Annotated in this window: 10 protein-coding genes and 1 pseudogene; 5 read left to right on the top strand and 6 right to left on the bottom strand. The window is 62.5% G+C overall.

Features of this window, described 5'->3' with window-relative positions; all coding sequences use genetic code 11:
- Positions 1–50: 50 nt before the first annotated feature.
- A complete protein-coding gene (locus IQ16_RS04095; RefSeq protein ID WP_145831280.1) occupies positions 51–1,904 on the bottom strand; it encodes a caspase family protein in 1,854 nt (617 codons plus the stop codon).
- A gap of 127 nt (positions 1,905–2,031) precedes the next feature.
- Complete coding sequence (locus IQ16_RS04090; RefSeq protein ID WP_020608077.1) at positions 2,032–3,600, bottom strand: winged helix-turn-helix domain-containing tetratricopeptide repeat protein; 1,569 nt, start codon at positions 3,598–3,600, stop codon at positions 2,032–2,034.
- Positions 3,601–3,771: 171 nt separating this feature from the next.
- Between IQ16_RS04090 and IQ16_RS04085 the strand changes: the two genes are divergently transcribed.
- On the top strand, positions 3,772–4,014 hold the full coding sequence (locus tag IQ16_RS04085; protein WP_018646842.1) for a DUF1127 domain-containing protein: 243 nt from the start codon (positions 3,772–3,774) through the stop codon (positions 4,012–4,014).
- 126 nt (positions 4,015–4,140) lie between these two features.
- Here IQ16_RS04085 and IQ16_RS04080 read toward each other — a convergent pair whose 3' ends face one another.
- Positions 4,141–4,452 carry a hypothetical protein gene (locus tag IQ16_RS04080; protein ID WP_145831279.1) on the bottom strand — a complete coding sequence of 104 codons (312 nt, stop codon included), beginning with the start codon at positions 4,450–4,452 and terminating at the stop codon, positions 4,141–4,143.
- A 177-nt stretch (positions 4,453–4,629) separates the two neighbouring features.
- On the opposite strand from IQ16_RS04080, the gene IQ16_RS04075 reads away from it, so the two are divergent.
- Positions 4,630–5,673, top strand: coding sequence for a medium chain dehydrogenase/reductase family protein (locus IQ16_RS04075; protein ID WP_018646840.1), 1,044 nt, complete (start codon positions 4,630–4,632; stop codon positions 5,671–5,673).
- Positions 5,674–5,752: 79 nt separating this feature from the next.
- On the opposite strand, the gene IQ16_RS04070 is transcribed toward IQ16_RS04075, so the two are convergent.
- The gene (locus IQ16_RS04070; protein ID WP_018646839.1) at positions 5,753–6,097 is read right to left on the bottom strand and encodes a hypothetical protein; all 345 of its coding nucleotides are present in this window, start codon (positions 6,095–6,097) and stop codon (positions 5,753–5,755) included.
- 503 nt (positions 6,098–6,600) lie between these two features.
- Here IQ16_RS04070 and IQ16_RS04065 point away from each other — a divergent pair.
- Positions 6,601–7,008, top strand: a complete 408-nt coding sequence (locus IQ16_RS04065; RefSeq protein WP_018646838.1) for a hypothetical protein — start codon at positions 6,601–6,603, stop codon at positions 7,006–7,008.
- A gap of 342 nt (positions 7,009–7,350) precedes the next feature.
- On the opposite strand, the gene IQ16_RS04060 is transcribed toward IQ16_RS04065, so the two are convergent.
- Positions 7,351–7,584 (bottom strand): DUF3551 domain-containing protein, encoded by a 234-nt coding sequence (locus tag IQ16_RS04060; RefSeq protein WP_018646837.1) that lies wholly within the window; start codon positions 7,582–7,584, stop codon positions 7,351–7,353.
- Between the two features lie 350 nt (positions 7,585–7,934).
- Between IQ16_RS04060 and IQ16_RS45480 the strand changes: the two genes are divergently transcribed.
- On the top strand, positions 7,935–8,099 hold the full coding sequence (locus tag IQ16_RS45480) for a hypothetical protein (RefSeq protein WP_018646836.1): 165 nt from the start codon (positions 7,935–7,937) through the stop codon (positions 8,097–8,099).
- 425 nt (positions 8,100–8,524) lie between these two features.
- Here IQ16_RS45480 and IQ16_RS04055 read toward each other — a convergent pair whose 3' ends face one another.
- Positions 8,525–11,740 (bottom strand): ATP-binding protein, encoded by a 3,216-nt coding sequence (locus IQ16_RS04055; RefSeq protein ID WP_018648900.1) that lies wholly within the window; start codon positions 11,738–11,740, stop codon positions 8,525–8,527.
- Positions 11,741–12,253: 513 nt separating this feature from the next.
- Between IQ16_RS04055 and IQ16_RS04045 the strand changes: the two are divergent.
- A pseudogene (locus IQ16_RS04045) lies at positions 12,254–12,534 on the top strand (IS110 family transposase); the annotation flags it as partial.

The following is a 12,534-nucleotide window of genomic DNA, read 5'->3' as shown; positions in this document are numbered from 1 at the left end:
CGACTCTATCTTGCTGCTCTCGTCAGATCTGAGAACGCCCCGTCGCCGCATCAGTTGCACACTTCGCGCGTTCGTCCGTTGATCCCGGCGGCGTTGCCGATGCCGGCGGAGGTGTCGGCGACGAGCCTGCACCCGCGAGCGACGGGACGACAGCCGGCCTGATTGCAAATCATCTGGCCGGATGATTGCTGCTTGGCGGGTGCAGCCTCGTCGCTCTTGCGCTCGGCATCGCGTGCCCTGGACTGCTCGCGGCTCGCAGTTGGTTTTTTGTCCTGGATCTTCTCGCACTCGTTGTCGTCATTGACGCGGTAGCCGGCACGGCAGGCGATCTTGACGCAAGCATCGCCGTCGGCCCTGAAACCGCGGTCGCAGACCAGGGGACAAACCCGGCCGGGCTTCGCCTTGATCGCGTCCAGCGCGTCGAGGCCGGCGGCGGTCGGGTCGAGCCTGGTGCCCGCATACTTGTTGAACATCGCGAGCGATCGCTGCGAGGACACCTTCCAGTCGCCGTCGGCAGGTGCGGAGAGGCATCCGACCCGCCGCAATTCCGACTGCACCGCCTTCGCCGCCTCTTGCGGCGACAGGCTCGGCTGTGACGACGTCGGCGCAACGGCCGCGACCTTCAGCTCGCCGCCGTCCTGCGCCTTCTTCGCGGCCGCTTCCCTGGCGGCCATTTCGGCAGCGGCCTTCTCATTGGCGATCTTGTCGGCGAGCGCTTTCTCCGCAGCCGCCTTGTCGGCCAAAGCCTTTGCCACCGCGGCTTCCGCCTCCTTGCGACGTTGCTCTGCCGCGGCAGCCCTGGCCTCCTCGATCTGCTTGGCCTTCTCCGCGGCGATCCGCGCATCCTCGGCGGCCTTCGCCGCAGCGGCGGCCTTGTCCTGCTCTGCCTTCTGCGCCCGATCCGCTGCGAGCCGAGCCTTCTCGTCCTCGGCCCGCCGCGCCTTCTCCGCGGCCGCCGCGCGCGTCTCCTCGGCCGCGATCCGGTTGAGCTGGCCCTTGGCGAGGCTGGCGTAGAAGCCTTCGGGATATTCAGCCAGGAACGCGGTCCAGACTTCCCTCGTGCCGATCTGGAGCGCCAGCTCGTAATCGCGACGCACCGCGTCCTGCGGATTTGCCTGCGGCGCGGTGACGACCGGCTTCGCCGCGACCAGCGGCACGTCATCTCCGCCAAGGGAGCCGTAGACATAAGGCTCCTGCTTGTAGCCGGTGGTCTTGAGCACATCGTCGCGGACGAAACCAAAGGCCTTGCGCAGATCGAGGCCGGGGGTCGGCAGCCGCTCGACGAGGGCCGCTGCAAACGGGCTGTTCCTGGAATCGCCGTCGGAGGCCGTCGAACCCGCCTTCGCTGCATAAGCGATCATCGTGTTCGGGCTGGTCGGCTCGACCTTGGCAAGGCCGCGTCCGATGGCGCGGGCCGCCACGGTCCGCTTCATGGTCTTGGCGAAGGGATTGTCGCGGCACGCATCCAGAATGATGAGCCGAAGCTGCTTGGCCGGCTCGACGGCAAACAGCGCACGGTCGAGCCCCACGGTCTCGTCGAGAACGTCACTGTCCGTCTCCAGCGCCGCGTCGATCGGGATCAGGTAGTTGGTCCCGTCCAGCTCGATGCCGTGCCCTGCGTAGTAGATGACGGCAACCTCGGCGTCTCGGGCCCGCGCGCCGAATTCACGCAACGCTTTTCGCATCTCCGCGGCATTGAGATCGGTCCGGGTATCGATCCAGTCGAACCCGGCCTTCCTGAACATGCCGCCGACCAGGACGGCATCGTTCGCGGGGTTGGCGAGCTTCGCCACGCTCTTGTAGGCGGAATTGCCGATCACCAGCGCAACCCGGCGCTCGGCATGGGCCGGACCGCAACCAAGCCAGATGAAAAAGATCAATGAAAACCAGCGAAAAGCGCCCATTGCAGCCCCGAATATATGTGCGCAGCCTATGCGGAGCCTGATGAAAGGCAAGCGCGGCGTAAGTGATATCAGTCACACAAGCCGGCCAGGTTGATGGCCGTCGCCCTGCCGCGTGCGGCAGAGCGCGTCACTCCGGCAGGCCCGCGTCACGGAGCGCCCTGGCGAAGATCGCGAAATCCTCCATCCTGCGAAATGGCGCCAAATCTCTTAGGTTGGAGAGGTGCAGATCGGGATTGAATTCGAGCGCACGTGACATGGCCCTTTGCGCCTGCTCACGCCGTCCGGCGATCGCATTGCTGGCTGCGGAGATGCAGGTCGACAGCAGAAAACCCGGATTGTCGCGCACGGCCTGTTCGGCGCATGCCAACGCAAGATCGTAGCGGCTCGCCAGGAAATGAGCATAGGCCATGGCTCCGTACGTGGTGTAGTACATGGACGGATCGCGCGGGCTCAGGCGCATGGCATGCGCAGCGTGCTCGAGCGCGAGGTCCGGCTCGCCTCTCCAGACGCGCAACCAGGCACTGAGCATCCAGGCTCTGGCCAGGTTTGGATTGACGGCCAGTGCCCGATCCATGAAGGCCGCGGCGTCATCGAACTCATGGGCCAGAAACGCGAGTGCGTATCCACCCATACATAGCGCGAATGGATCATCCGCCCCCAGATCCACGGCCTTCCGAGCCAGCCGCGTGGCCTCCGCACTTTCCAGCGCTTGATCGTTCATGCAACCGAGCGCCTTGCGCCGAACATGGCACCAGGCGGCCATCCCATAGGCACAGGCAAGATGAGGGTCCAGCTCGATCGCCTTGTAAAAGAGCTGGAGCGCCTCGCTGTTCGCGCCCTTGGTCCAACGCGCTTTCGCCAGCCCGCGCAGGTAATAGTCGTACGCATCCAGATTTTCGGTCGGCTTGCGCCTGGCCCGCTTGATCTCCTCATGCTGCAGCTTCGGGGCGATTGCGCCCACGACGCTGGACGTCACGTCGTCCTGCAGATCGAACATGTCCTCGATCGGCCCTTCGAAGCGGTCCGCCCAGAGATGCGCTCCAGTTTCGGCATCGATCAGCTGACCCGCGATACGAATGCGGTTTCCGGCTTTGCGCACGCTGCCTTCGAGCACGTAGCGCACGCCAAGCTCGCGGCCGACCTGCTTCACGTCCACGGCCCGGCCCTTGTAGGTGAAGCTCGAATTGCGTGCGATCACAAACAGCCAGCGAAAGAGAGACAGCGCCATCGTGATATCCTCCACGACGCCATCTGCGAAATACTCCTGCTCCGGATCGGAGCTCAAATTGGCAAACGGGAGCACGGCGATCGAGGGTTTATCGGGGAGCGCGAGGGCAGGTTTTTCTGGTTCGCCCCCGCTGTCGGCGAGCACCCGACCATCGCGCCCTTCCTCCCGCACTGGTCCGATGAAACGGAAGCCCTTCCGCGGCAACGTCTTGATCAGACGCTGCTCTTCTCCGGTGTCGCTCACCGCGCTCCGGGCAACGTTCAGGCGCGTCGTCAACGCCGCATCCGAGACGCTGCGCCCATTCCAGATGGCGTTGATGAGGTCGTCCTTGCTGACGACCCGCTCCCGGTTGCGGATGAGGTAGTCCAGCAGGTCAAAGACTTGCGGCGCCACGGGGACGACATTCGCGCCGCGATACAGCTCGCGACGGTCGGGATCCAATGCGTAGTCCTCGAAGAGATAGCGCAAGCTGCGAAACTCCCTGAATTCAGAGGTCCCGGTCACCGGCCAGCGCTTTGGCCCCGGTGGAAATCGCAAGAATAAGCTGGCGGTGAGGAAAATGTAAGTTGCCGGTCAAGCGTGCTGGGCCGGATCCTGGCAGCTTGTCCGGGGTGGAAACAGGCACCCGAGGATGCTGCCATGAGCACGATTTACCAGACAACGGGCTTGGTCCAGACGGACGTATCGCAGCGGCGCAGTGTCAGCGCCTTCAAGAATTGTTGGACGGCTTTTCAAGAGTGGCGCAAATGGGAGCGGCTGCGGCGCGATCTTTGCAGCCTGAGTGATCGGGAGCTGAAGGACATCGGCATTACGTATGGCGAGATCGACTATGTGGCCTCGCACCGGGATACCGACCCGCGAGGCATACGATCGCCCGGATGATGCCGACCTCCGCCAGCGGTGGACGCCTTCAATATGTCCTTGACTTCAATGCCCAGCAGGCGACATCGGCCGCACAGCAAGAGACCGCCCGAAGGCGGTCTCGCACGCGGGAGAGAAGGCGCTCCGTCAGAGATCAACCTGGATGGCCACGTTGGAGCGCACCCAATCCGATTGCCCGGCCTTCAGCCGCTTGGCTTGAAATTCAACGAAAGCCGGATCGGCGCCCAGCGACGCCAAGGTACGACCATAAGCTTCCACGCTATCGAAGCGAGCAACGAAGGCATAGTTTCCGACCTCGCCGCCGATCACCGACCAATAGCTGACATCGGCCCCGTGTTTCTTCCAGAGTGTCGCACCCTCTTTTGCCAGCTGTAGGACGGTCGCAAGATCGCTACCGGGTCTTGGATGCGAAACGAACTGCATAATGACTGCAGGCATTTTCTCCTCCAATAAAAAAATATGAATGATGGCGCCAAATGACCCGGCTGGTCATTTGGCACGAGGAGAATTCCAAGCGGTGCACGCTCAAGCTTGATCTGGATCAATTCAATTTTTCGAGCCGGACGGCAGTCTGCCGCCCTTGCGCTGAATGACGGTATTGCGTGGAGATCGCCCATGATGGAGCAGCGCAATCGGGTTGTTCAGGTCAGCCGCTTCGGTGATCCCGAGGCACTGGAGATCGTCGACGCTCGCCTGCCGACCGCTGGCCGCGGCGAGGTGCGCGTTCGCGTCCTCGCGTCGAGCCTCAACTACACCGAGGTGTTGATCAGGCGGCATCTCTACCCGCAAACGATGCGCCTCCGGCCGCCGTTCGTGATGGGCTACGACGTAGTAGGCGTCATCGATCAGCTCGGCGAAGGCGTGCACGACTTTCAGATCGGCGACCGCGTGGCCGACATGACGGTGGTCGGGTCGAACGCCGAGTATCGCACGCTTCGCGCGAACGACTTGACCCGCGTGCCGGTGGGCGTGGACGCCGCTGAAGCGGCCGCGCTGATCTTGAGCTGGACGACCGCTTACCAGCTTCTGCACCGCGCGGCCAAGGTCCAGCAGGGCCAGCGCGTTCTCGTTCACGGAGCCGCCGGCGCGGTCGGCCAGGCGCTGCTCGTGCTCGGGAGACTGGCCGGCCTCGAGCTGTGGGGCACTGTCCGCAGCGAGCACATGGCGCTCGTCCAAAACCTGGGGGCAGCGCCGATCGACTACCAGCACGAGGACTTCACGCGGATTCTGCCGGGCGGGTTCGACGTCATCGTCGACGGCGTCGGCGAAGACGGCTATCGCCGCTCATACGCAGCGCTCAAGCCAGGTGGCCTGCTGTGCGCCATCGGCTTCTCTGCGAGCGTGCAGGCACAGCGTCGAATGCTTCCTATCGTGATGGAGATCGCGCGCCTGTACTTGTGGAGATTGTTGCCCGGCGGCAAGCGAGCCCGCTTTTACTCGGTCAATGCCATGCGGGCGCGACATCCCGCCTGGTTCAAGGAGGACCTGGAGCAACTGTTCGAGCTTCTGGCAAGTGGTGCCATCCGGCCGCGCATCGCCGGGCGGATCTCCTTCGAGGAGGTGGCCGATGCTCACCGCCGCCTCGAGGCTGGCGGTCTCGAGGGCAAGCTCGTGCTGTGCCCGGATCTCCCCTCGCGACGCAACCAGCGCGCCGCCTGACGCGGCGCGCCGGCTGGCGATAAGTAGTACGATGAGACCTTCGACGTCTGGCGTCCGAGGTGTCAGTCCATCACTGCTGCTAAGTTCGCGGCACCGGCTGCGAGGGGGATGGCGTAGCAGGCTGTTGCGATGGTGTGGCGGGAGGCTGCTGCTGCGAGGTAACGGGCTGCTGCTCACCGCCACCATGCGGGACACACGTCCCCACGTTGCCCAACAGCCGTTTGGCCTCAATCTCGCGCGCTTTCTTGTAGTCCCTGCGCCGGTCAATTCTGGTCGCAGCCATACGATCCCACGCGTCGAACGCATCGGCGTAGTGCTGCTGCATCTGTTCCTCAGCGGCGAGGCATTCGCTGAACTTGTCGAACACCAGATCGGTATTGACGGGCGAGACGCCGCCAACCAGGACCACAAGCATCCATTTCATGGCTTCCGCCTACATTTGCGCCCGCTCACCGGGAACGACAAAGCATCGGCAAAGTTCCAGGCTGGGAAGGGGCGCCAAATTGGCGCTTGGCTCGCCGCAAACCTCAGCGCGCGTAGGATGGGTAGAGCGCAGCGAAACCCATCGATACGGCCGACGTAAATCGTTTCGCAAGGGCTCTACCCATCCAACGGGCTCTGCGCTGTTCAGCTCAGCCCAACTCCGGGCATTCCCTGGAGCCGCAGTCCTCCGCCCTTGACGGTATGCCAATCTGGTCTTTAGACGAAACCTCCTGTTTCTCAAGCATCTCAGGTGGCGTAGAATGCAGTCGCCGTTGAAGCGGGATGTGCCGAAGTCGCCGTTCGGGACGAACGAGCAGAGCTAATGCTGTCGGCAGGTACGCATCCTTGAGAGACCGCCCCTTTTCGGTCTCGCATGACCATTCACAGTCCACGAATGCGTGAGCCGCTTTTGCGGCGGCGTTGCAGTAACTTCAGGAGAAAGCGATGAGCAAGATCAATCGAAGGTCTGCATTGGGAATCGGGTTGGCAGCGGCTGCCGCAGCCGTGATGAAGCCCGCCTCCGCTCAAACTGCGGGCTACAAGGATACGACGCCGTGGCCAGGAGTGGTGGTGCGCGAATACGAGGGCGAGACACCGTCCCTCATCCCCGGTTTCAAGACCGTCTCGATGCGCGACGTCATCATGCAGCCGGGGTCGAAGACCATGGGCCCCCCGATGATGAATGCCATGGTTTGCCACATCACCGAAGGGGAGCTTCGGCTCGATCAGGAAGGAAAGGTCTTTACGGGCAAGAAGAACTTTGTCTGGACCTGCAACAAGGACACGAAAGAGCAGGCGTACAATGACGGAAACGTGGTCGCAATTATGAGGATCACGGATCTAAAAGCTTAAGGCTCGTTTCTGCGAGACCGATTTTGCAGATGCGGATGGCGTATTCGACGACGCGTGATCCGCGGAATGTAAGCCGCCAGTGGTTACCGGGGAGCAGGCCCGTAGGATGGGTAGAGCGCAGCGAAACCCATCCGCAGCATCCGACATGGAGCTGATGGTTTCGCAAGTGCTCTACCCATCCTACGAGCTTGCCTGCTCTGGGCCAACAGGCGACATCACGCCCTTCGTCGATCACAGGGGCAGCGCATCGCTGCACCGCCTGCGCGACTTTCGCGCAAGAGAAGTACCTCCGCCGAAACTGACGCAAGTCCACCAAGGACCACGAGCCCGCGCGGCGCTCGATTACTGTCTGCCCTGCCGCGAGCGTCCGAATGCATAGCGCGGATTGATCCCGCAGGACGCATGGGTGCCGGCGGCAGCTGCCCTGCACTGCTGGAGAGTCTCGAACTGGCAGTTGCCGGGATGGCCCCAGCGGCGGCCTTGCAGGCAGTAGCGATCTGCGACTGCGGGCGAGAGCGATCCGACCGTGACCAAGATCAAAATGGCGGAAACCGCAGCAAACAGAATACGGCGCATCGGAGTCCTCCTGTATTACTCGTTGGGTGAGTGCTCACCCGTGCTCCACTTGAGTTGGAAAGGCGCCAAGACCAGGGTCGACTATAACTTCAGCGCTCCGAATGATGATCCGATCATACCCTTAGAGTTCGCGGTGAATTTCCCGAGATCCCTGCAAGCCGCTTCCCGTCTACACCCGACACCCGACGCATGGACGAGCGCCGAGAGGCAGCCTCGGGCCACTGACCGGCTGCTTGCTTCCACAATCCAAGGACTGTTCACTTTTGCACTCATCGGCCGATCGCAGTTGCATGCTGTCCATGCGCGGATGCCGGGGACGAACAGAATGGAATGCGCTACGAACTGGTTGCATGACCACCACGAACCCGAATGCTGACGCCGAAACCGCGATGCAGTATTTGATCTGGGCTCTCGAAGCGCTCGAAAAGGCCGGCAGCCAAGAAGCTGTCCACCACACCCGCATCGCACTAGAGGCGTTGCGCAAGAGCAGTGCCTCGATCAAATCGGAAGACTAACGAGCACACATTGGCGTGGCCCTGGATGCCTCATCGGCAGCAAGCCAAGTGCCTGACGATCGCCGACCGAATTTAACTGGCCCTGCAAGGTCCGCTTGGGTCAAAGGCTGCCCTCGGCAGCTCCACGACGATGGTCGGCTCAGCTCTCTGAAGCGGACCGTGCCAGGCGAGGAACGGAAGTCAGCCAAGGGCCACATCCCGACTCATGCAGCGCAACAAGATACGCACTCAGCCGATCACTTTATCAGTGCGCGCGAGTACCATCGGGAGTCGAACCTTGCAATTCGATTCGAATTGCGCGGCGCTTCATCGACTAACTTTGTGCGTCGGCGCCAAGTTCGAGGCTATGTCCTGCGATTGGCTGAATCTTGGCCTCCAGGCTCTGCGCATCACCGGCTCCAACGGTCCGATCTCAGGCGCCAACACTAGTTCAACACTCTCACCAGATCATCGGCCTCGCGCAGATCGCGGGAAGTTTCCGCGGATGCGAATTTCGCCCGGGTCGATATTAGCAGGTCTCGTGCCTCAGTGCGTCCGGATGCGCTCTCGCCTGCGCTGACCAGGCGCGCGATGCTGATCGCCGTGCGCAATTCCCAACCGACCGCCCCGAGCTTCCTGGCAGAGGCAAGCGAGCGCTTGAACAAGCGCATGGCGGCCCGGTCGTCCCGCGATGGATCGCGACACAGCAGCGAGCCGTGGATCCGGTAAATCTCGGGAGCAGCCCAGCGCTCGCCGGTTTGCTTCACCAGGGCCTCAGCCGAGGCAGCGAAGTTTCGAGCCCTGCCCATCTGCCCGATCCGTCCGAATTCCGTGGCAAGCAGAATTCGATAGAGCGGCATCTGGATGCACCGGCTCTCGGCGGGCAGCTTATCAAGCAGGCCGCATAGCTGCTCGAGCACGTCCGGCGCGGGGCCTCGTGCCGCCAACGCTGCGGTTGCCCACAATGGACCGATGACCCGGTACATCGGATAGCCATACTCGTCAGCGACCTTCAGACCACGCTTCACGCTGGCAAGGTTCTCCGCAAGGTCACCCTCATACCAGTGATCGGCGACGCCGAGAATGGAGGCAAAAGCCACCATGAACGGATGTCCGATCTCGTTCGCAAGCTGCCGCGCCGTCACGCAGCACTCTCTGGCCCGGCCGGGCCGGCCCAACAGCCATTCAATGTGTCCGGAATAGACGAGCGATACAATCAATGGATCATGCTGATAGATCTGGACCAGCTTGCCGTGCTCGCGCGGATTGTAGCGAGCGCTGACCAGAGCCGCGAGCTCACTCGCCTGCTGCAAACGACCGAGGAAGAAATTGGCGATCACGGCGGCGGTGTAGGCCATGAGGGCGGCCTCGTCGTTGCGCCACTCTTCTGCCCGCCGGACGAAATTTTCCGCGTGTTCGAGGCCCTTGGCGAGCTCGCAGTTGACCAGCTTGGCTATGGTACTTCCCCACAGCACCGTCGCCTTCTCGCGAATGGTGCCATGGCTCGCGCAAAGCTCGAGTGCACGACTGTAGGGGCCATAGACGTTCGGGTCGGACCATCCGGCGTTGGCCGTGTACGCCATCGCCAGATTGGATTGCAGTCCGATTTCAGCCTCGAAGCGCCGTGGCGACGCCGGCATCTTGGATATCAGCGAGAGGCCTTCGCGAAGGTGAGCCACGGCTTCCTTGGTGGCAGATCTGCGCAGCGCGGATTTGCCAGCCTGGAGCCAGGCCTCGATCGCCTCCGGAACGTTGCCTGCGCGCGCATAATGATAGCCTAATACCGCCGGCTGGCCGCTTTCTTCAATGGAGGCTTCTTGGAGCAGCCACGATGCCACGCGCGCATGGAGTTCACGCCTTTCCTCCATGAGCAACGAGGAGTAGGCGACTTCCTGTATCATCGCATGTTTGAACGTGAAGACCTCGCCTTGAGGTTCCTTGCTGCGATACACGATCCCCGCTCTCTCGAGAGCTCGCAACGCCTGTGGCAGCGTTTGGCTCTTATCCGGAAACACGTTGAAAATGCCTTCATAGTCGAAACGCCTTCCGAAAACGGAGGCGATCTGGGCGACGCGCTTGGCAGGACCGAGACGATCAAGGCGCTCCATCAGGGAATCGTGAATACTTGACGGCACCAGGGGTTCCGGCAACTTCGGCGCAGGGCTTTCGGCGGCCAGCGGGACCGCACCGGCATCGACGACGGCCCGCGTGAACTCCTCGACAAAGAGTGGCACGCCGTCGGTCCTTTCCACGATCTGGCTGGTAATCTGGCGCGGCACGAAATCGCTGCCCGCGACGGCTGCGACCATCTGCTCGCATTCATGCGCTGCTAGCTTCCGGAGGGGGACCCGTCTAATTGCCGTGCTTGACAACCAGTCGGCCTTGTAATCATCGCGATGCGTGATCAGGACCATGATCCGCTCGCCAGGACAGCGAGCCATCACGCGTACCAGCAGTTCGATGGTGGTCGGGTCCATCCACTGGACGTCCTCGACGATCCCGAGGATCGGCTGCTTGCGCGAGGCGGCGACAAGAGCGTCGACGAACACCTGAAACGCTCGCTCGCGCTCCAGGGGAGATCCGAAATCCGCGGGCTCGTATCCCGCGCATGCGGGGATCGATAGCACCGCCCCGTAGTAACGAAGCGCCTGCTTGAGATCGGTGACGGTGCTCGCCAACAGCGATTGCAGTTTTGCCAGCGCGAGTTCCGCGTTGTCGGTCTCGTGGATGCCGGTCGCGCGTATGAGGCGCTCGATTTCCGGGGCAAGCGGCGTGTTGATGTGGAACGGCGAACATTGCAGCGACAGAACATCACGCGGAGACGCACCGAGCGAACTGCGGAACTGGCGGATCAAACGTGACTTGCCGATGCCGGGCTCGCCGGAAATGACGCCAACTTGCCCCGAGCCGGCGAGAGTCTGCTGCCACATCTCGGCAAGTAACGCACTTTCGCTGGTTCGGTTTATCATCGGGGCAAGAGGCGACCTCCGCGCGCGGTCGAACCTGCTTTCGTTTGACCCAAGCGCCTCTGCACGCCAAGCCTCGACCGGCTCCTCCACGCCCTTGAGAGCTTGTCGGCCAAGCGGCGCATAGCTGAAGGTTCTGCGGGTCAGATCGTAAGTGCTCGAGCCGACTACGATACCGTTCTCACTCGCGAGTCCTTGCAGGCGGGCAGCGACATGCGCCGTACTGCCGAACACTTCCCGTCGATCGGGGGGCTCGCCGGGCACGCTGCCGACGACGACGACCCCGGTGTTGACCCCGATGCGCACGCCCAGGCGAACGAAGCTGCCGTCCGACAGCAGAAACTTGTGTTCCTTGATCGCCGCGGCAATCGCCAGAGAGGCGCGGACCGCGCGCTCAGGATCATTTTCATGGGCTTGCGGGACGCCAAAGAATGCGAGCAACCCGTCACCAATCATTCTGGCGATATGACCGCCGTAGCGGCGAATCTGCTCGTCGCAGATATCGCGGTAAGTTCTGATAATCGCGAAGAACTCCTCGGGATCGATCCGCTCGCTCAGGGGTGTCGAACCGACGATATCGATAAATGTCACGGTGAGCTGGCGGCGTTCGGCATGCGGAGCCTCATTCTCGACATTCGGCGGCCCCTGTGTCCGCTGAAGTCCGCCCAAACGATCGGGCTTCGGCTCGCTGCTCATGACCCACCAAGTTCACTTTTCGCCGTACCTGCCGCGAGGCAAGATAGACGGCGAGCCGCATCCAGTTGACGCTGCCGAGCGGCCCGCGCCCAGGCAGACAGGTCCAGGGATTGAATACCATGTGCTCGCAGTCGTACAGCGCATTCTGCGTCAAACTCTTGAAATGGCAGTGCTTCCTGGGCGCACTTTAGGACGGGTCCATGGCCGCTGAGCGTCCCCGACGTCATCCGACGTGACGGCGTGCCGTACCCTTTTGGAGAAATCGAACACGACGTCATCGCCGCCTTGTTGCGTGCGCGGGTGCGGATCCCCCACAAGCGATTTCTGAAGAAAGCTTTTCGATGGGCCCAAACGCAGACGTCCACCATCTGATGTCCTCATTCGACCACCGGGAGGACCGACCAAATAGCGCACTACCTTGTGCTCGCCGATCTCGGCTAATGGGATGGTCCGGCCGTGCTCCTGCCCCGCCAGCGATAAGCTGGCCAGGGGCGCCAAGACAAGGAGCACGCCATGTCCCAGACACCCAGTACTGCGATCGCCGTGATCGGCATCGATATCGGCAAAAACTCGTTCCACGTCGTGGGCCACGATACGCGCGGCGCCATCGTGCTGCGGCAAAAGTGGTCGCGTGGCCAGGTGGAGGCGCGGCTCGCCAATATGCAGCCTTGCCTGATCGGCATGGAAGCCTGCGTCGGCGCACATCATTTGAGCCGCAAACTCGCATCGCTAGGTCACGATGCCAGGTTGATGCCGGCCAAATATGTCCGCCCTTATAGCAAAGGACCGAAGAA

The organism is Bradyrhizobium huanghuaihaiense, assembly GCF_007830635.1.
Taxonomy (GTDB): domain Bacteria; phylum Pseudomonadota; class Alphaproteobacteria; order Rhizobiales; family Xanthobacteraceae; genus Bradyrhizobium; species Bradyrhizobium huanghuaihaiense.
The sequence above is the reverse complement of the archived record's forward strand: the minus strand, read 5'-3'. Positions and strand labels throughout refer to the sequence as shown.